Source organism: Bradyrhizobium sp. USDA 372, from assembly GCF_053629095.1.
On sequence record NZ_JBRJHR010000001.1, the window covers coordinates 1,210,143 to 1,228,345 of the forward strand.

The 18,203-nt window shown below is 65.3% G+C and carries 17 protein-coding genes; 8 read left to right on the plus strand and 9 right to left on the minus strand.

Translation table 11 applies throughout. The annotated features are described in order from the left end of the window. Window positions 1-81: 81 nt before the first annotated feature. On the minus strand, window positions 82-336 hold the full coding sequence (locus AB7M16_RS05970; RefSeq protein WP_453943374.1) for a hypothetical protein: 255 nt from the start codon (window positions 334-336) through the stop codon (window positions 82-84). A gap of 49 nt (window positions 337-385) precedes the next feature. Continuing rightward, on the minus strand, window positions 386-2,866 hold the full coding sequence (locus AB7M16_RS05975; RefSeq protein WP_453943375.1) for a caspase family protein: 2,481 nt from the start codon (window positions 2,864-2,866) through the stop codon (window positions 386-388). A gap of 383 nt (window positions 2,867-3,249) precedes the next feature. Between AB7M16_RS05975 and AB7M16_RS05980 the strand changes: the two genes are divergently transcribed. The 4 genes from AB7M16_RS05980 to AB7M16_RS05995 all read left to right on the plus strand — a co-directional run bounded on the left by AB7M16_RS05980 (window position 3,250) and on the right by AB7M16_RS05995 (window position 7,425). Further along, window positions 3,250-5,217 (plus strand): autotransporter domain-containing protein, encoded by a 1,968-nt coding sequence (locus AB7M16_RS05980; RefSeq protein ID WP_453943376.1) that lies wholly within the window; start codon window positions 3,250-3,252, stop codon window positions 5,215-5,217. A gap of 161 nt (window positions 5,218-5,378) precedes the next feature. Further along, window positions 5,379-6,158: an NAD kinase gene (locus AB7M16_RS05985; protein WP_036010536.1), complete on the plus strand. Its 780-nt coding sequence runs from the start codon at window positions 5,379-5,381 to the stop codon at window positions 6,156-6,158. A gap of 114 nt (window positions 6,159-6,272) precedes the next feature. Next, window positions 6,273-6,818: a response regulator gene (locus tag AB7M16_RS05990; RefSeq protein WP_008549760.1), complete on the plus strand. Its 546-nt coding sequence runs from the start codon at window positions 6,273-6,275 to the stop codon at window positions 6,816-6,818. Between the two features lie 28 nt (window positions 6,819-6,846). After that, window positions 6,847-7,425, plus strand: coding sequence for an Hpt domain-containing protein (locus tag AB7M16_RS05995; RefSeq protein ID WP_172783118.1), 579 nt, complete (start codon window positions 6,847-6,849; stop codon window positions 7,423-7,425). Between the two features lie 112 nt (window positions 7,426-7,537). On the opposite strand, the gene AB7M16_RS06000 is transcribed toward AB7M16_RS05995, so the two are convergent. From AB7M16_RS06000 to folE, 4 genes are all read right to left on the minus strand, one after another. Next, window positions 7,538-8,713, minus strand: a complete 1,176-nt coding sequence (locus AB7M16_RS06000) for a DUF2336 domain-containing protein (protein WP_453943377.1) — start codon at window positions 8,711-8,713, stop codon at window positions 7,538-7,540. 225 nt (window positions 8,714-8,938) lie between these two features. Then, on the minus strand, window positions 8,939-9,958 hold the full coding sequence (locus AB7M16_RS06005; protein WP_260379775.1) for a lytic transglycosylase domain-containing protein: 1,020 nt from the start codon (window positions 9,956-9,958) through the stop codon (window positions 8,939-8,941). Between the two features lie 215 nt (window positions 9,959-10,173). Beyond that, entirely contained in the window at window positions 10,174-10,596 is a 423-nt protein-coding gene (gene hisI / locus AB7M16_RS06010; RefSeq protein WP_212260310.1) for a phosphoribosyl-AMP cyclohydrolase, read from the minus strand. 26 nt (window positions 10,597-10,622) lie between these two features. Beyond that, on the minus strand, window positions 10,623-11,303 hold the full coding sequence (gene folE, locus AB7M16_RS06015; RefSeq protein WP_172783114.1) for a GTP cyclohydrolase I FolE: 681 nt from the start codon (window positions 11,301-11,303) through the stop codon (window positions 10,623-10,625). Between the two features lie 252 nt (window positions 11,304-11,555). Between folE and AB7M16_RS06020 the strand changes: the two genes are divergently transcribed. Next, on the plus strand, window positions 11,556-12,011 hold the full coding sequence (locus tag AB7M16_RS06020; RefSeq protein WP_172783113.1) for an iron-sulfur cluster assembly scaffold protein: 456 nt from the start codon (window positions 11,556-11,558) through the stop codon (window positions 12,009-12,011). Window positions 12,012-12,175: 164 nt separating this feature from the next. On the opposite strand, the gene AB7M16_RS06025 is transcribed toward AB7M16_RS06020, so the two are convergent. Next, window positions 12,176-13,069, minus strand: a complete 894-nt coding sequence (locus AB7M16_RS06025; protein WP_172783112.1) for a COG3904 family protein — start codon at window positions 13,067-13,069, stop codon at window positions 12,176-12,178. Between the two features lie 255 nt (window positions 13,070-13,324). Here AB7M16_RS06025 and yidD point away from each other — a divergent pair, with 255 nt between their 5' ends. Both yidD and AB7M16_RS06035 read left to right on the plus strand, forming a co-directional pair. Beyond that, on the plus strand, window positions 13,325-13,663 hold the full coding sequence (gene yidD / locus AB7M16_RS06030) for a membrane protein insertion efficiency factor YidD (RefSeq protein WP_453943378.1): 339 nt from the start codon (window positions 13,325-13,327) through the stop codon (window positions 13,661-13,663). A gap of 90 nt (window positions 13,664-13,753) precedes the next feature. Then, window positions 13,754-13,960 (plus strand): hypothetical protein, encoded by a 207-nt coding sequence (locus tag AB7M16_RS06035; RefSeq protein ID WP_172783110.1) that lies wholly within the window; start codon window positions 13,754-13,756, stop codon window positions 13,958-13,960. On the opposite strand, the gene AB7M16_RS06040 is transcribed toward AB7M16_RS06035, so the two are convergent. Both AB7M16_RS06040 and AB7M16_RS06045 read right to left on the minus strand, forming a co-directional pair. After that, a complete protein-coding gene (locus AB7M16_RS06040) occupies window positions 13,961-15,175 on the minus strand; it encodes a hypothetical protein (protein WP_439366784.1) in 1,215 nt (404 codons plus the stop codon). Between the two features lie 2 nt (window positions 15,176-15,177). Beyond that, window positions 15,178-16,545, minus strand: coding sequence for an APC family permease (locus tag AB7M16_RS06045; RefSeq protein ID WP_260379778.1), 1,368 nt, complete (start codon window positions 16,543-16,545; stop codon window positions 15,178-15,180). 332 nt (window positions 16,546-16,877) lie between these two features. Here AB7M16_RS06045 and AB7M16_RS06050 point away from each other — a divergent pair, with 332 nt between their 5' ends. Next, a complete protein-coding gene (locus AB7M16_RS06050; RefSeq protein ID WP_453943379.1) occupies window positions 16,878-18,200 on the plus strand; it encodes an alpha/beta hydrolase in 1,323 nt (440 codons plus the stop codon). The last annotated feature ends 3 nt before the right edge of the window (window positions 18,201-18,203 follow it).

Below are 18,203 nucleotides of genomic sequence, written 5' to 3' on the forward strand. Positions count from 1 at the left end.
CCTGTTCGGCGGCGCTCACCGCAGCCTCGATCGCACGCGAGACCCTAGCCGGCAATTGCGACGCTTTGGGGGATCGGAGCCCTAAAAGCCGATGCCGAGTATCAACACGAAATCGCGACATCCGCGGCAGGAGGAATCCATGGGTATCGAAGCAACACGGGTCGGTGGGCGGACGCGCACGATCGCCGGCCGAGCGGCATGCAAGGCCCGATGCCCCGATGTGATGGTCCTGGCGATGCGTCCCTCGCCTTGATCAGCCGCAGCAGGCGCTGCCGCCGACATCGTGACCGCCGCCGAGGCGGCCGCAGCAAGCGTCAGCGAATGAAACCGGTTCATGTCCCGCTCCGTCCCTCACCCCAGCTAACGCCGCCGGCCGCCGATCGTTTCAGAACCCGACGCCGATCATGGTGCTATGACCGCCGCCGCCACTCACGATGCTCGGACGTGCGACAGCCTGCTGCCGGGCACGCGGCGCATCATTCTCGGGCCTCGCACGCCTGACCGGCTCGCGGTCGGCTTCGCGGCTCGTCTGCTTGCGGCGCGGCTTGTCCTCGTCCTCGTTCTTGCGCGAGGCGGTCGCCGCCGGCGCCGGTTTCTCATTGGCAACGCAGAGGTCGCCCTTCAGCGTTTCGTCGCCCTTGCACTGGATCGGGCAGACCCGCGTGGCGCGCTTGGCGAGCTCCCCGACGAGATCCTGAGTCACGCTGACCTTGTCGGCCTCGGTGGGCTGCCCACCGATGCTGAAATAGCGGACGAGCGCGGCCTTGGTCGGCTCGCTCAGCTTGCCGTCGGGCTTGCCGGTCAGGCAACCCAGCCGGACCAGCTCGGTCTGCGCCGAGGTGACGAGCTGGGGCGAGTTCGGCAGGGTCGCCGCCCGCTTGGCGGCCTCTGCATTGAAACGATCGATCGCGGCGACGACGAGCGGCCCGAGCCGGTCGCAGGTGACCGTCCTGGAGAATGCCTTGAGGTCGTCGATGCCCGTGCCTTCGCTGCCCTTGGCGATGATCGCATCGAGCTTGCCCTGCTGTTCTTTACAGGCGACTTCCCTGGACGCGGCGAGTTCGGCCGCCTTGCGCGCCTCCTCGGCCTCCCTCGCCTGCTTCTCGGCCGCCGCCTTCGCGGCAGCAGCCGCGGCTGCCGCACGATCGCGCTCGGCCTGCTCCGCCTTCTGCCTGGCCTCCTGCGCCTTACGCTCGGCCTCGGCCGCCTTGGCGAGGCGCTCGGCTTCGGCGGCTGCGGCGCGGCGTTCGTCCTCGAGACGCTTCTTCTCGGCTGCGCTGGCCTCCTTGGCGGCGGCGATCTCGGCCTTCTTGCGCGCATCCTCCGCATCGCGTGCCTGCTTCTCCGCGGCGGCCTTTGCTGCAGCAGCCTCCGCCGCAAGCCGGTCGCGCTCGGCCTGCTCGGCTTTCTGCCTGGCTTCCTGCGCCTTGCGCTCGGCTTCGGCCGCTTTGGCAAGGCGCTCGGCTTCGGCTGCAGCGGCGCGGCGTTCATCGTCCTGGCGCTTCTTCTCTGCGGCAGCGGCGGCCGCAGCCGCCCTCGCCTTCTCGGCCGCCTCGGCCTCGCGGGCGCGGCGCTCGTCGTCCTCGCGCTTCTTCTGTGCGGCGAGTTCGGCCTTCTCCGCGTCCGCCTTGCGCTTGGCCTCCTCGGCTGCCTGGCGCGCCGCCTCGCGTTCGGCGCGCGCCTTGTCCTCGCGTTCCTGGATCGCCTGTTTCAACAGATCGACGCGCTGCTGCGCGGTGATCGCGAGCGGCGCGTCGGGAAAACGCCTGATGAAACGCTGCAGCACGGGGATGTCGACGCTGTCCTTGATCTTGTCCCACTCGATCTGTTCGCGGGTGGGCGGCGCATCGCGGCTTGGCGGCGCCGACTGTGGATAGGCGGCAACCTGGATATTGGACGGCGGCGCTTGCGGCTGGCTCGCCAATGCCTCGATCTGCGCCCGCGCCAGCTCGGCATAGAAGCCGGTCGGATGGGTCGCGAGGAAGACCTCCCATGCCCGCCGCGTGCCGATCTTCTGCACCAGGTCGTAATCCGCCTTGACGTCACTGACCGGCGCTTCGCGCGGCACGGCCGGGGCCGGTACCAGCGAGATCGTGCCGCCGCCGAGCGCGCCGTAAACATACGGCTCCTGGCGATTGGCCGTCGCCTTCAAGACTTCATCCCTGACGCGGCCGAAGGCAAGGCGAATGTCGAGACCAGGGACGGGAAGATTCTTGAGGATCGACGTGGTGAACGGACTGTGATCGCCATCGCCATCATCCGCCGTCGAGCCGGCCTTCGCCGCGTAGGCGATCAACGTGTCGGTCATTGTGGGCTCGACCTTGCCGAGACCGCCACTGACCGCGCGGGTCGGAAGGTTGCGCCGCTCGCGCTTCATCGTGCCGACGAACGGATTGTCGCGGCAAGCATCGAGAATGATCAGACGAAGCCGCCTTGCGCCATCCGCCGAGGAGACAAGCCGCTCCAGCGGGATGGCCTCGTCGTCGGCGTCGCGGTCGGAAGCCAGCCTCGCATCAACCGGGATGAGATAATTGGTGCCGCCGATCTCGAGCCCATGTCCGGCATAATAGACGACCGCGATGTCGGCCTGGTCCGCCGTCGTCTCGAACTTGCGGATCCCGCGTTTGAACTCGAGGTTGCCGACATTGTTCAGCGTCTCGACGGTGTCGAAGCCGGCATCGCGAAACATCTGCGCGACCGAGACGGCATCGCGCGATGGATTGGGCAGTTGCGGCACGGATTGATAGAGGGAGTTGCCAACCACCAGCGCCACGCGCCGCTCGGCGAACGCGCAATCGCTCGCCAGGACCACGGCCAGGAGGGTCCCGCCGATCATCGCCATCGCTGCGATCAGACGCCGGAGCATCATAAAATCCATGCCGAGCGTGCGCTAATGCGCCGATCCTGATCCCCTGCAAGGGACTCGGCATCCACGCGCTGGCCCGAAAATCGCTAAATCTATTCATGTTTTATCGCCGCAGACCGCCGCGATCAATGCGCCGGAGCGGCTGCTCACAAAAGGTATTCGGAGCCATCTTGGTCCCTGCGTGATGCCCATCACAGCCTGCGTGGTCAAACCTGCGACATCCCGCCACATGTGGCGGCTCCGGTACAGCCGATTGGAAATCGCCGCCGATCACGTCGAATGCGCGCCGCTACGCTTCCGGTGCAAGCGTGGCTCCTTTAGCTTTGTTTCCGAGTGTTGCTGCGTCTGTTGATTCCTTGATTTTTGAATTGTTGGGGCTGGGAATGAGGCAGTTTGTGCTCGCGCTGACCGGGCGGATCAGCAGCACGAAGCTCTTGTCCGGTGCCGTGATCGCGCTTTCGCTGAGCTCATCGGCAGCCTTCGCGCAATGCACCGGTGCCGTCACAGGCGCTGGTGCGGGATTCTTCGGGGCACAACTCGCGGCGATCTCGGCGGCGACAGGCGCGGCCTCCGGGTCAGTCGCCGGTGCGCTCGGCACCACCAACACCGCATTCCTCACGCAGCAAGGCAGCGCATTCGTCTCGGCGCCCGCCGATCCGAAGCCCGAGCAGCCCGGTGGGGGGATCTGGATCCGCGGAGTCGGCGGCGAGGTCACCAACAAGTTCACCTCGACCTCGACCGGCACGGTCAACGCCGGCATCTTCAATCCGGTGCTCGGTGCTGCATCGAACTTCAACTGCGCCGGCTCGGTTCATCAGAGCTTCGGGGGTGTTCAGGTCGGCCAGGACATCTCTCGCCTGAACTGGCGCGGCTGGAACGTTCACGTCGGCACCACCGCCGGCTATCTGTCGTCCAAGGCCACCGACAACGCGGGTGGCAGCACGAATTTCGAGGTTCCCTTCCTCGGCGCCTATGTCGTCGCAACTTACGGCCGCTTCTTCGCGGACATCATGGTGCGCGAAGAGTTTTACCGCGCCGACCTGACCAATGTCGGCGTCGGGCTGTTCAACCAGCAGATCGGCGCGCGCGGCACCTCCGTGTCGGCCTCGGTCGGCTACAACTTCGCCTTGGCCAACAATTGGTTCATCGAGCCGTCCGCGGGCTTCACCTGGTCGCGGACCAATGTCGACGACTACACCTTGAGCGGCGGCGCCGTCTCGCAAGGCATCGTCTCGACCGTGACCACTTCGCCAATCGAGAGCAAGATCGGGCGCCTCACCCTGCGTGGCGGCACGACGATCACCTCAGGCAACCTGATCCTGCAGCCCTTCGCCTCGGTCAGCGTCTTCCACGAGTTCGCCGGCGACGTGACCTCGTCGGTCAACAGCCTGAACGCCAGCGTGTTCGGCGTCATCCCGATCGCGATTTCGCAGAACACCAGCACGAGCCGGGTCGGCACCTATGGTCAGTACTCGCTCGGTGTTGCCGGCCAGCTCGCCAACACCGGCTGGCTCGGCTTCGTCCGCGGTGACTATCGCAACGGCGAAAACATCGACGGCTGGACCGCCAATGCCGGCCTTCGCTACCAGTTCACGCCGGAACAGATCGCCTCGATCATGCCGCTGAAGGCCCCGGCCAAGGCGGCAGGCACCGTCATTGCGCCGACCAACTGGACCGGCGTCTATGTCGGCGGCTCGCTCGGTGTCGAATACGGCAAGACGGACATCCGCTTTGCCGGCGATCCGATCGACGGCAACAATCCGCGCGTGTTCGGCGGCCTCGGCGGCCTCCAGGTCGGCTATAATTACCAGATGCCGAGCAACTGGGTGCTCGGCATCGAGGGCGACATCGCGGCGACGAATTTGCGCGGATCGCGCACCTGCACCACGGTCCAGAACCTCGCGTTGCTGCTCAATTGCCAGAACTCGTCGGACTGGATCGCGACCCTGTCCGGCCGCGTCGGCTATTCCTGGAACCGCACCCTGATCTACGCAAAGGCCGGCGGCGCCTGGGCTCAGGACCGCACCAACGTCAATTGCGTGTTCGGCCCGCTCAATGGCGCCGTCGTCGGCGTCTTCCAGCTCGGTCCCTGCGTCAACCAGTTCGGCGGGGCCACCGACGGCTTCAGCAGCAGCGGCTATCGCAGCGGCTGGCTGATCGGCTACGGCACCGAGTTCGACCTTGGCAAGAACTGGTCGGCAAAGGCCGAGTACGACTATATCGATCTCGGCAGCCGGACGTCGCTGATGAGCGACGGCGTCACCACGATGCGCGACAGTGGCAGCCTGTCCCAGGTCAAGATCGGCGTGAACTATCGCTTCACCCCGGGCGCCGTCATCGCAAAATATTGATCCGCGGCAATCGACCCTGTCTTTACCCTGAATTGAACCGGGCGGCCGCTCAACGGGCCGCCCGGTTGCTTTGCAACGGGTCATCCTCGACAATGCAGGCCCACCTCGTATAGACGAGCCCGGCGGAACCTTCCTCGAGCCAGCGGCCCTGCCGAGACGCCATGACCAAGCCCGCGAGATACGACCGGATCGCCTTCGTCGCCAGCCCGAGCAACGAGGCGCAGGCCGCCTTTGGCCAGCTGACCAGGGACTATGGCAATTGCGATCCCGACGAGGCCGACGTGGTCGTCGCGCTCGGCGGCGACGGCCTGATGCTGCAGACGCTGCACCACCACATGCGCACGGGAAAGCCGATCTACGGCATGCACCGCGGCACGGTCGGCTTCCTGATGAACGAGTACTCGACGCATGATCTGCGCCAACGGCTCGAGACTGCGCATGAGTCCGAGATCAATCCGCTCTTGATGCGCGCGACCGACGTGAACGACCGCGTCCACCTGCACCACGCCATCAACGAGGTCTACCTGTTTCGCCAGACCTCGCAGGCGGCGCGCTTGCGGATCCTGATCGACGAGCGCGAGCGCATGCCGGAGCTGATCGCCGATGGCATCATCGTGGCGACGCCGGCAGGCTCGACTGCCTACAATCTGTCGGCGCAGGGCCCCATTCTCCCAATCAACGCCGCCCTGCTGGCACTGACGCCAATCAGCGCCTTCCGGCCGCGGCGCTGGCGCGGCGCCCTCCTGCCCAATACGGCCTATGTCGTGATCGAGGTGCTGGAGGATGACAAGCGCCCCGTCGCCGCCGTCGCCGACCACGAGGAGGTGCGCAGGGTCCGGCGTGTCGAGGTGCTTTCGGACAAGAGCATCTCCATGCGGATGCTGTTCGACCCCGGCCACAGCCTGGAAGAGCGCATCCTGCGGGAGCAGTTCGGCTACTGAGCCTCCTGCCTCCTGCCTCCTGCCGCCCTCCTGCCGCCCGCCTGCCGGCAACCCTTCGTTAACCCACGCCACGATATGGTTAACGAAGGTTGACCCGCTTTTGGCCCGGGCGTCATGTTCCGTATCGACTTCAACAAGCTGCGCTTCCTCGTCTGCGACGACAATCCGCATATGCGCCGCATCCTGCGGACGCTGCTGCATTCGTTCGGCGCGCGCGAGGTCTACGAGGCCGAGGACGGTGCCACGGCGCTCGAAATGTACAGCCATTACGTGCCCGACATCGTCATCACGGACTGGGCCATGCCGATCTTCGACGGGCTCGAGCTCGCCCAGATGATCCGCCAGCCGGAATCCAAGGGCAATCCTTACGCACCGATCATCATGCTGACCGGCCATTCGGAGAAGCGCCGCGTCACGGTCGCCCGCGATGCCGGCGTCACGGAATTTCTGGCCAAGCCGATCTCGGCCAAGGGGCTCTATCAGCGCATCCTCAACGTCGTCGCCAATCCCCGCCCCTTCATCAAGACCAAGACCTATTTCGGCCCCGACCGGCGCCGCAACACCAACTCCGCCTATATGGGCCCGGAGCGCCGCGTCGGCGAAAAGCACGAGGTGCTGCAGCAGCCCTCGCTGCTCGACAAGGCCCGCTCCTCCATCTAGCGCAACCTCTTCAGACGAGGCAGGCATCATGGCGAAGAACAGCGCAAAGGACATCGAGGTCAAGGCCTTCGCCACGCACCAGGTCATCACGCAGCCGAATCCGCTGCGCAAGGTCCTGCGCCGTGTCGAAGACAAGGACATGGACGACCCGATCGCCCGCGCCGAGCAGGCGCTCGCGAGCCTCTCCGGTGAGTTCAAGGACTGGATGGCGATCGAGGTCCAGAGACTGTCCGCCGCCTGGACGGCCGTGCAGAAGGACGGCTTCACGAAGAAACTGCGCGACGAGCTGTTTCACGCCGCACACGACATCAAGGGCGATGCGGCGACGTTCGGCTTTCCTTCGGCAGCGGGCATCGCCGAAAGCCTGTGCCGCGTCATCGAGCACGCGCCTGATCTGGACAAGGTGCCGGCCGAGCTGTTCACGCACCACATCAACGCCATTCTCGCCATCGTGCACGAGAACACGAGGCTCGACAGGATCAGCGTCTCAGCCGAGCTCAGCCGCCGCCTGCGCAAGGTTGCGGACGATTATCTTGCCCACGTCAACCGCGACCGCCCCGAGCATCTCGAAGTGATCCTGGCGCCGAGCATCGCGCCCGTGGAGTAAGGCTTCACTCACTCCTCGTCATTGCGAGCGCAGCGAAGCAATCCAGAATCCCTCCGCGGAAACAGTCTGGATTGCTTCGCTGCGCTCGCAATGACGGAATTTGCGGATCCATCTACGCCGCGATCAGATCGTCGTAGACCGGATCGATCACATCATCCGTGACAATCTCCTCGCAGAACAGCCGCGCCTCTTCGCGCGCGGACTCGGTTGCGAAGCGGCGCAGCAGGACCATCAGGGGCTCGGTGGCGCCGCGATCGGACTCGCAATGGGTCAGCACGCGTTCGACCATACGCCGGCGCAGCCGCACCGCGCCATCGTCGCTGTCGACGAAGCCCTGCTCGTGGCAGGCATCGAGCGCGACCTGGAACGCCGCAAACGTCGCCTCCGGAAGCCCGGCGCGACGGAGCAGCGCGTGCACGCTGTTGCCGCCGCGGTCGTGCAGCAGCGCCGAGACGCGCGCCAGCGGCAGCTCGGCGAGCTCGGCGAGTGCGGCGTCGAACAAGCCCAGATTGCCCGACAGCAGTGCGCGCAGGATCAGGCCCGCGGTCAGCTGGCCGGTGATGCGCAAGTGCCGGACCAGGCCCTGCATGTCATCGCCGCGCGAGCGCGCCGCAATGTTCATGGTGGAGCGGTCGCGCGCTTCGACGGTGATGCGGTCGGCGCGGTCGGCGCTGAGCCAGTTCCGCGCCACGACGAATTGGGCCAGCGTCTCGGAGAGCTTTGCCACCAGCGCCGCACGCGTTGCGGCCGGCAGATCCTCCAGCACCAGCATCGCCTCGCGGATGGCTGCGAGATGGCCGTGGCGCTCGACGATCCGGTCCCAGGAGAACGGGGCGAGCTCGGCATGGGGATTTTCGATCAGCTCCAGCGCGGCAGCCGCGCAGCCGACTTCGGCGATCGCGGCGCACACCGAGACCGGCAATGCGATGCGCCGGGCCACCGCGCACTGCACCTCCTCGCTGCCGGTCGCGACGATGTCGACGAGATCGGCGTCGATCAAGAGCGGGGAATGTTCGAGCACCGGCAGCGCGACCGTCGGCTGATCGGCCGACAGCGCCCGCACGATTGCGGCCGGCGCGTCGAGGCTGCGGGCAAAGGCTTCGGCCATCGCCTGCCGTACCAGCGGCGAGGGATCGTCCAGCAGCATCAAAAGCGCGCCTTCGGCGGCGGTGCGGTCGTCTGCAGAAAGGTCCGAGATCAGCCAGGCCCGGGCCAGCGCCCGTGTTGCCTCGGCCCGCTCGCCTGCGGGCGCCGTCCTGATCCAATTGATGAACTGCCGAACAATCATGCTGCTTCCGGCTTACACAACAAACGAAAAACGGTGACGGCTCGTCACCTGCAACACAAAATAAACCACGACGCTTAACAAAGCGTTCACCATAACTGGCTGGTTTTATTGATGATTTGTTAAGGGAACAAAGCCGCCTCAGCTGTGTGCCCCGGACGCAGCGCAGCGCCTCGTCAGGCGATGCGCTGCAGAGCCGGGGCCCAGGCCTCGAACACGCGAACTCGGCTAGCTCGAGAACGTCCCGCTGCGATCGCTGAAGAGATCGAGCGGCTGCGGCGGCCGCACGTCCGGCGTCACTGAGGCGACCGAGGTCAGCGAGGCATTGTTGCCCCAGAGTTTCTGCACCGTGGTCGAGACCGGCTGCGTGGCATCGCCGGGCTGATAGATCGAACGAAACACCGGCGTACTCGCCGCATTGTCCGCGACCTGTGTCGACGACGTCGCGCTGACGGGCGTCACTGTGCGGGTATTCGGGAAGGTCTGGAGATAGGCGGCGTTGTCCATGACAGGTGCAGTGGGCACGACTGTATTGGCACTCGCGACCTGCGTGGTCGACGGCGTGCCGCCATACATCGCCATCGCACTGCGCGTGACTTTCGAATTCGCGGCGCCGGCATAGCGGGCGTCCAGGACCGAATAGACTTCGGAAACGCTGCGGGCGCGGCCGTCCTTGGCGTAGAAGATCGGGCGGTTGGCGGCCGCCGCGTTGGGAAACAGCCGCGCCCCGACCGCTTGCGGATTGTCCTCGGCGTTGGCGATCAGCTTTGCGGCGCCGCCGACGCCCATGAAATGCGCCATGTAGAGCTCGCTATCGCTCGGCCTGCGGCCGAGCAGACCGGTGAGCTTGAAGCTGTTCGACTGCGTCAGCGCCGCCGCCATGGCGGAAGCGGCTTCGGGGTCGTCGCGCAGCTTCATGATCGACCGCTTCTTGACGGGATCATCGACGCTGTAGGTGCCCGACGACGTCCTGGTGATGGCGTCGGCATAGCTGCCATAGCCGAGCTGGGCGCCCGCCTCCTTCACCGTGCCGAGCCAGGTCTGGTCGATGAACTGGTAGAGCCCGTGCGCGGACGAGGTGGTGGCACCGGCCGTCGGATCGAAATCCGATTCCATCTTGGCCGTGGTCAGCATGTATTGGAAGCTGACGCCACTGATGTTCGAGGCCTGCTTGATCGCACCGGCGACACGCGCCCGCGACGGATCAAGGCCGGCCGTCTGCGTGGCACTGAAATTGTCGATCGACATGATGAAGTGCCCGCCCCGCGCGGCGTTGAGCGACGCCGGCAATTCGGCGCCCGTCGTATCACCGTGGGACAGGTATGGTTAATGGGGGGTTAATTCGGCTGCCCTCGTCATTCCGGGGCATCGCGAAGCGATGAGCCCGGAATCCATTGAGCCGCGCGTGATGCCTTGCGATGGATTCCGGGCTCGCGCTCCGCGCGCCCCGGAATGACAGCTTGCTACTTCTTGTAGACCTCGTCCGGATCGAACAGCCGCTCGGCGTCGGTGAAGACCAGCTTCGCTCCTCCGCCCTCGGCCTCGACCTTGCGGTAGAAGCACGACCGCCGGCCGGTGTGGCAGGCCGCGCCGATCTGCTCGACGCGGATCCAGACCGCATCCTGATCGCAATCGGTGCGCATCTCGACCACGCGCTGGGTCTGACCCGACGTCTCACCTTTTCGCCACAAGGCATTGCGCGAGCGGCTGAAGTACCAGGCCTCGCCGGTCGCAATCGTCTTGCGCAGCGCCTCCTCGTTCATGTGCGCGACCATGAGTACGTCGCCGGTAGCGGCGTCGGTGGCGACGACCGTCACGAGGCCAGCGGCATCGAACCTGGGCAGGAAGGCGAGGCCCTCCTCGATCTCATGGGAGTGAGCGGACACAGCAACTCTCGCCGGTTTTCGCGAGGTCAGCGCGTCGTGCCTCGCACCAGGGACAGGAAACGGGCCTGCTCCGCCGGATTGTCGCGGAACATGCCGGTGAAGCGGCTGGTGAAGGTGGAGGCGCCGTGCTTGGCGACGCCGCGCACCGACATGCAGGTATGCTCGGCCTCGATCAGCACCGCAACACCGCGCGGCTTGAGCACCTCGTCGATCGCGGCGGCGATCTGCGCGGTGAGGTGCTCCTGGGTCTGGAGCCGGCGGGCGAAGATGTCGGTCAGGCGGGCAAGCTTGGACAGGCCGACGACGCGCTCCACCGGCGTATAGGCGATGTGCGCCTTGCCGTAGAACGGCATCATGTGATGCTCGCATTGCGAGGTGAACTCGATGTCGCGCACCAGGACGAAATCGTCATAGCCTGCGGTCTCGCCGAAGGTGCGGTCGAGCACCTCGGCCGGGCACTGGTGGTAGCCCTGATACAGCTCGTCGAAAGCCTCGACGACGCGACGCGGTGTGTCGAGCAGGCCCTCCCGCTCGGTGTTCTCGCCGATATAGGCGAGCAGCGTCTTCACCGCCGCTTCCGCCTCGGCGCGCGCAGGGCGCGGCTGGTCGGCGCGGACGGCGGCCGCGAGGAATTCGGCAGGATCAAGCTCGGCCGGGCGGCTCTCGGGCTGCTTGTTGGGGCGGATCGGCTTGATTGTAGCGTCCATGTCTACTCCGTTCGACGGCCTTGTGGCCGGAGTGTCACCGGCAGACGGGGCGGCAAGCCGCCAGACGCCTGAAGAGAACAGTTTTGGCGAAAAGGCCCTTTGGTCACAACGTCGATAGTGCAGATCTGGATCGCAGGCGACGCACCGCTGGACTGTTTTTCCACCAGTTCCGCCCCTATATAGGACCGTGGGCGGCGCCCGCCAAGGCCGATCCGGCCCGGACGCGGGTGTGGACGTGTTGGACTCCATCACATGCTGAACGACATTTATAACAAGCGGATCATCGAGCTGGCCGGGAATATTCCGCGCCTCGGGCGGCTGTCGGCCCCCGATGCCAGCGCGACCGCCCACTCCAAGCTGTGCGGCTCGACGGTGAAGGTCGATCTCAAGATGGACGGGGACACCGTCACCGACTTCGCCCATGACGTGAAGGCCTGCGCCTTGGGCCAGGCCTCTTCATCCATCATGGCAAGTCACGTGGTCGGCTCGACTGCGAGCGAACTCCGTGAGTTACGCGAAACCGTTCGCAAGATGCTGAAGGAGAACGGCGCGCCTCCTCAAGGCAAATGGGAGGAGATCAAGTTCCTTGAGCCGGTCCGCGACTACAAGGCGCGCCATGCCTCAACGCTTCTCACCTTCGATGCCGTGGTTGATGCCATCGGCCAGATCGAGGCCAGAACCAAGCAGCCGGCCGCAGCGCAGGGCTGAAGCCCCTCTCCGTCATTCCGGGGCGATGCGCAGCATCGAACCCGAAATCCCGAGATTGCAGCGCGAAATCCTCAGGTGTGCGGACTTGCGCACCCCAGGTGCGGACTTGCGCACCATGGTTCGCGCTGAGGCGAGCCCCGGAATGACTGCCAGGATTTAAGAGCTTACTTCTGCGTCGCCGCAGCCGGCGTGGCAACGCTACCGGTCGGCACCACGGCCTCCGCCGTCTTGGTCGACTTGGAAGCCTGCTCCGGTTCCGCGCCGAACCTGGCCTGCGTCTTCGCTGCAAGCTCCGCCATTGCCGGCGCCGAGATGTCTACGTGCGGGAGCACGTCAGCCACGAGATCGGTCGTGACCAGGTTGGTGAGCTTGAGTTCGCCGGCGTCAAGCTCGTGCAGGTCCTCCCAGGGCGGGACGCTGAGCGCAAGCGACAGCAGATCGCCGGCCCCGCCCATGTCGAAGGTGTACTTGGCGAGGCGACCGATGTCGCGCTCTACGATCATCAGGTCCTGCGCGCTGTAGCTCGCCGCCTTGGCATCGTCGGCGCGGTCGCCCATCCAGATCTGGTGAACCCGGACATGGGCGGCTTCCGGCACGTAGCGCTTCTTGCCGGCCAGCAGCAGGAACACGCACATGGATTCGCAATAGGCTTCCGGCGCGACCGCCGGGCGCGTCGATGGGCCCCCACGGAGGCTTACGCCGACCGTGGTCAAAAGCCCGAGGTTACGGAAGCGCCGGCCGAGCGTGATCGCGTCATTGACGGAACCGCCGCTGGAATCGAGCACCACAGTGGCGCCGCCGAGCTGCCGGCCGCGCGAAAACTCTTCGAATTCTTTGGGCGTATCGGCCGTGATGATGCCGACTGCGCTGACCCAGCCGCGGCAGTTCGGCTCACAGGCGACCCAGCTGAACTTCATCGGCAGCTTGCGCTCTTCGAGGGCAACGCCGGCGCGGGCCGACGATCCGAATGTTGCGACGGCGCCAGCCAGCGCGACTCCACATACGGCTGTTCCCACCAGCAACCAGCCGCGAAGATTAAGGGAGTTCAGAAGTCTCAATCTGGTTCCTTCCCCAAGCCCCAATGCCACAAGGTCCCCAAACAATCCCCGGTAGCGCTATCTGAGTCCATCATACAGGCGTATGTTTCTACACACGGCCGTCATAAAAATGGTATCCGGGCGAATACAGATCGTCCACAGATACTTGCTGCACTGCTCCCAAAAAGCATGCAAAATATGGCGTGGAAACAACAGCTTACAGTTCCCTGCGCCGGAACCGGGCAACACCTCGCTCAACATTGCAGCATAACGCACATGAAGCATTCAGCCTGCGAGCATTGTTCCAGTTCCGGCGATCGTGCGCTCCGGCTGCCGCGCAGATTCGGCCGCGCGCTGATCTGGCTGTATCGCCATACGCTGTCGCCTCTGGTCGGGTACAATTGCCGGCACCTACCGACCTGCTCCGTCTATGGCGATGAGGCGATCGACCGGTTCGGGCTCTGGGCCGGCGGCTGGATGACGCTCGCGCGCCTGCTCCGCTGCAATCCCTTCGGCACATCCGGCATCGACAACGTGCCTCTCACCGCGCCGCGGGGCGCACGCTGGTATCTGCCCTGGCGCTACGGCCGCTGGCGCGGGGTCAATGCATCCTGACGTTGCCGCGCACTTGTGCGGCGCTGCCTCGACCGGAACCTTGAAGTTTCCACTTGCGTTGTTTTGGTACTCCCACGGGAGGAAACAACAATGCGCTGGAAAATCAGCCCGCACTTTCACGTCAAGCCTGGTCCGAATCTCGATCACAGGGGCCACGATCCGAGAACCATCGACCTGCTCGCCATCATCGCTTTGCTTGCGCTCGTCCTCGGCTCCGGCTGGTATCTGACGAGGAGCCTTGCGACACAACCGAGCACGACGACCTTCATCGTGCCAAGCCAGAGCGTGCATTGGTGATCACCGGAACCAGAAAAAACGTCCCTGTGACGGCGGGACCGATTCCGGCGGCCGTAGCCGCTTCGGGCGCGGCGGCTTCGGCGCCGGCTCGGCCGCCGAAGTTGTCTCCATAGCCGGTGCGGCGTCGCTGCCCGGCACCTTCACCGACAGCAGCAAATTCGATTCATGCATGCGCCAGCGATAGCCGACGCCGAAATCGATCGGCTGGGCCCGCGTGAACAGCTCGGCGTAGCGCTGCTGGTGGCGGCCGGGGAATTCGTCAATCGGACCGAGATAGCGGCCGAACGGAAAGAACCGCCATTGCCGCGCATTGTAGTTCGCGAGCGGGATGCCGGAATCGTCCTGGACGATGGTGGCGCTGTTGGCGAGCAACCAGTCCCGAACGACGGTGAAATTGCCGGAATGCAACAGGTAGGACGCACTCTTGAGCAGGCTGTTGCCGGGTCCGAGCGTCTCGCAGAACTTCAGGAAGCCTGCGGCACGTGCGCCGGAATTGGAGAGGTCGGTCGAGAAATAATACAGCGTGCGCGTTTCCCCGTCGCTGCCGGCGAAGGTGATGCGGACGCCGCGCGTGGCGTTTCGTCCGGGATTGTCGTCGCCGACATGTACTCCGCCCTTGTCGTCGAGCGCGACCATCTCGACATTGCGGATGGTCTTGCCGGAGCGGGCGAGGAAGACGTAGAGGATCGGCAAGGTGCCGTTGACCTGGTTGGCGTGCAGGTCGACCTTCATCTGCTTGGTGATGAAGAAGGAGAAGCTCAGGATGGAGCCGAGCGAGCGTTCGACGTTGTAGAGCGCAGCGCTGACCGAGCCGCGCGGCAGCCGCGTCAAATCGGGCACCGCGCCGACCGGCTCCAGCGCGCCGAGCACGTAGGTGCTGGCCTTGGAATAGAAGGCATTGGCGTAGAGGAAATCGGGGCCGCTGAACATGTAGAACATGGTCGGCCGCGGCGCGGCGAGATTGAGGTCGGCCCAGCTGCGGATCTTGGAGAGCTGGCGCTGCTCGAGCTGAGCGAAGGCGCCGTCAAAGAATTTCGCGTGACGCTGCCAGGCCGGGTCCCTGGTGAGCGGCACCAGCGGCGAGTCCGCCGAAGGCTGCATGCCCGCAAGGAAGCGCGCCGTGTCGTCGAAGGTGACGTCAGCGGCACGCGCGAACGAGACGGCCGCAGCCAGGAGGGCGAAGGCAACGGCCGCGATTCTCAGGGGGCGGAGCATGTCTATTTGCGATGCGGTGAGGCGGCAGCAGCAGCGGGCCGCCTGCGGAAAACAGCGTAAATCAAAAGGCCGGAGAGCATGACCAGCATTCCCGACAGCGACTGAACCGGCCGCTCCGTCAAAAGGTAGTACATCATGAACGCGGTCACGAGCAGGAAAACGAGCGGCGTGAACGGGTATCCCCAGGCGCGATAGGGCCGCGGCAGATCGGGATCGGTGATACGCAGCTTGATGACGCCGGCGACCGTGAAGAACGAGCAGAACAACAGCGCGAACTGGATGAAGTCGAGCACCGCCTCGAAGCTGCGCGTGAACAGCAGGAGATTGGCGACGGCCAGTTGGAACAGGATGGCATACGCCGGCGCGCCGCTTACCGACCGCTTCGAGAAGACGCGCAAGGCAGGAATGTCCTCTCCCATCGTCATCATCACGCGCGGGCCGATCCACATCATCGCGCTGATCGACGAGATCAGACCGAAGCAAATCATGGCGCCGACGATCCGACCGCCGAGACTGCCGAAGATGGCGGTGCCGGCGACACTGGCGACGTCGAGCTGGCCGGCGAGCGCGCTGACCGGCGTGGAATGCAGAAAGACCGCGTTCAGCGCGACGTACAGCACGAGCACGATCAGCGTGCCCGCGAGCAGCGCGCGCGGCAGGCTGCGCTGCGGCGTCTTCATCTCACCGATGATGTAGGTCGCGGCGTTCCAGCCCGAGAACGAATACATCACGAAGACGAGTCCGATCGCGAACGGCGCGCTGACGATGTGGGCGATATCGCCCGGCTGCGGCGTGAAGGTGATCGGCTGCGGCACGGCGATGACGAAGCCGGCGACCAGGAAGGCGACGATCAGCACGACCTTGAGGACCGTCGAGATCAGCTGGAATGTGGATGAGTGCCTGACGCCGGTCAGTTGCACGAGGGAAACCAGCCACACGACGCCGATGGCGAGCGGAATCGCCGGCAGATCGGGTACGACCGACTTGGCATATTCGCCGAACGCCATCGCGGCGAGCGCGACCGGCGCCGCGAAGCCGACCGTGGCCGACACCCAGCCGGCCAGGAAGCCGAAGGCCGGATGAAAGGCGCGGCCGAGGAAATTGTACTCGCCGCTCGAGCGCGGAAACATCGCACCGAGCTCGCTGTACGCGAACACACCGCACAGCGCGACGATGCCGCCGACCGTCCAGAGCAGGAGGATGGAGAAGCCGGACGGGATGTCCTTGACCTGAAAGCCGAGGCTGGTGAAGACGCCGACCCCGATCATGTCGGCCACGACGATGGCGGTTGCGACCGGAACGGAGACCCCGGCCCGGCTCCCGGTCAGCCGGTCCGTCCAGGGCGGGGTACCCGCATCTGATGCCGTCATCGGGGTCCTTAACCTCAGGCGCGTCGCCTCGTGGGCCCATCGTGCACTTTGGGCCAGTCAATTCAAGCAGGGTTAACAAGGGTTAAATGAGGCAAGGGAAGCAGGTACCGAAACACCGTAAACGCGCGTTTTTGATCTAGGGCACTGGATTTAACCGGGATTAGCCCGTTCCCCTTCCCCACAATCAGGACACGATTGCATGGTCCTTTTGAGCGTTCCGGATGTGGGGAGTTTCTCCGGACGCTTAACGTCGCCTAAACGCCAGTCGGCTCAATTGTCTCAAGATTGCCGATGGGCGTGTGACTTGGGTCGTGACTTGGGGTCATGGGTGGATGGTCGGGGCCGCTCCGAAACTGAGAGCTGATGATCGTGCCGATCGGACACCGTCCGGTCGGCATGGTCGTGCGCTCCGGGCCGGTCTGATCTCAACCCTGGTGCCGCTGTCGCTGACGCTGGTTCAATGCGGCAAGGCGCCAGATCCGGCGGCGCTGGCGGCGAACTCCCAGGCGAATGTCCAGGTGGTCGCCAAGACCAATTCACAGACGGCGAACGCGCGCGTGGCAGGCGGCGACACGTTCGAGGATCGCTTCCCTGCCCCGCAGTTCAAGGAGCGCTTTCCCTCGGCGAGTGAAGGCTTTCTGCAACGCCAAATGTCGGACTTCTCGCCCAAGCGCGCGGTCCAGCGACAAGGGCCGGAGCAGGCGCCCTACAAGGTGGCCTCGCTCGAGCCGCAAGTCCCCTATAAACGCCCCGCGCGCGAGGACCTGACGACACTCGTCAGCATGAAGTCGTCGGCCTTTCCCTATTTCGGCAACAACCCTGCCTCCGACGCGCCCTTCCTCAACATTTCCAAAGGCGACCGCCGCGGCCACCGCAGCTATTCCGGCCGCGTCTACTGGCAGGACGAGACCTACAGCGACAGCCGCGTGCTGGTGCACGTGCCCGAGCATTTCGACCTGCGCAAGCCGGGCGTGATCGTGGTGTTCTTCCACGGCAATGGCGCAACGCTCGAGCGCGACGTCCGCGACCGGCAGATGGTGCCGAAACAGATCACCGATTCCGGCGCCAATGCCATATTGCTTGCGCCGCAGATGGCGGTCGACGCCGCCGATTCCAGCGCCGGCAAGTTCTGGCAGCCGGGCGGCTTCAAGCGCTTCATGGCGGAATCGGCTGACCACCTCGCCCGCCTCACCGGCGATCCCAGCAGCGCGCGCGCCTTCGCCAACATGCCGATCGTGATCGTCGGCTATAGCGGCGGATTCCTGCCGACGGCCTGGAGCCTCGAGGTCGGCGGCATCAGCGACCGCGTGCGCGGCGTGGTGCTGCTCGATGCCGTCTATGGCGAGATGGACAAGTTTGCGTCCTGGATCGAGAGCCACCGCTCCGGCTTCTTCGTCAGCGCCTACACCCGCTACACCGCGCGGCGCGACCGCGAGCTGATGAGCATGCTGAGGCAGAAGGGCATCAGCGTCGCCGAGGACATGGAAGGGCCGCTACGGCCCGGCAGCGTGGTGTTCGTGGAGACCGGCGAGGGCATCACCCACCGCGACTATGTCACCCGCGCCTGGACGCGCGATCCGCTCAAGGACGTGCTGGTGAAGATGGCGGCGACGCCGTCGCTCGCGCTCACGCGCGTCGCCTCCACAAATCCCTAGCCG

Excerpts from the sequence above, each read along its gene's own strand:
- AB7M16_RS06005 (WP_260379775.1), bottom strand. The coding sequence starts at position 9,958 with ATGTCGATCGACAATTTCAGTGCCACGCAGACGGCCGGCCTTGATCCG.
- AB7M16_RS05985 (WP_036010536.1), top strand. The coding sequence starts at position 5,379 with ATGACCAAGCCCGCGAGATACGACCGGATCGCCTTCGTCGCCAGCCCG.
- AB7M16_RS06050 (WP_453943379.1), top strand. The coding sequence starts at position 16,878 with ATGGTCGGGGCCGCTCCGAAACTGAGAGCTGATGATCGTGCCGATCGG.
- AB7M16_RS06020 (WP_172783113.1), top strand. The coding sequence starts at position 11,556 with ATGCTGAACGACATTTATAACAAGCGGATCATCGAGCTGGCCGGGAAT.
- AB7M16_RS05975 (WP_453943375.1), bottom strand. The coding sequence starts at position 2,866 with ATGCTCCGGCGTCTGATCGCAGCGATGGCGATGATCGGCGGGACCCTC.
- AB7M16_RS06040 (WP_439366784.1), bottom strand. The coding sequence starts at position 15,175 with ATGCTCCGCCCCCTGAGAATCGCGGCCGTTGCCTTCGCCCTCCTGGCT.
- AB7M16_RS05990 (WP_008549760.1), top strand. The coding sequence starts at position 6,273 with ATGTTCCGTATCGACTTCAACAAGCTGCGCTTCCTCGTCTGCGACGAC.
- AB7M16_RS06045 (WP_260379778.1), bottom strand. The coding sequence starts at position 16,545 with ATGACGGCATCAGATGCGGGTACCCCGCCCTGGACGGACCGGCTGACC.
- AB7M16_RS05980 (WP_453943376.1), top strand. The coding sequence starts at position 3,250 with ATGAGGCAGTTTGTGCTCGCGCTGACCGGGCGGATCAGCAGCACGAAG.
- AB7M16_RS06035 (WP_172783110.1), top strand. The coding sequence starts at position 13,754 with ATGCGCTGGAAAATCAGCCCGCACTTTCACGTCAAGCCTGGTCCGAAT.
- AB7M16_RS06000 (WP_453943377.1), bottom strand. The coding sequence starts at position 8,713 with ATGATTGTTCGGCAGTTCATCAATTGGATCAGGACGGCGCCCGCAGGC.
- AB7M16_RS05995 (WP_172783118.1), top strand. The coding sequence starts at position 6,847 with ATGGCGAAGAACAGCGCAAAGGACATCGAGGTCAAGGCCTTCGCCACG.
- yidD (WP_453943378.1), top strand. The coding sequence starts at position 13,325 with ATGAAGCATTCAGCCTGCGAGCATTGTTCCAGTTCCGGCGATCGTGCG.
- AB7M16_RS05970 (WP_453943374.1), bottom strand. The coding sequence starts at position 336 with ATGAACCGGTTTCATTCGCTGACGCTTGCTGCGGCCGCCTCGGCGGCG.
- folE (WP_172783114.1), bottom strand. The coding sequence starts at position 11,303 with ATGGACGCTACAATCAAGCCGATCCGCCCCAACAAGCAGCCCGAGAGC.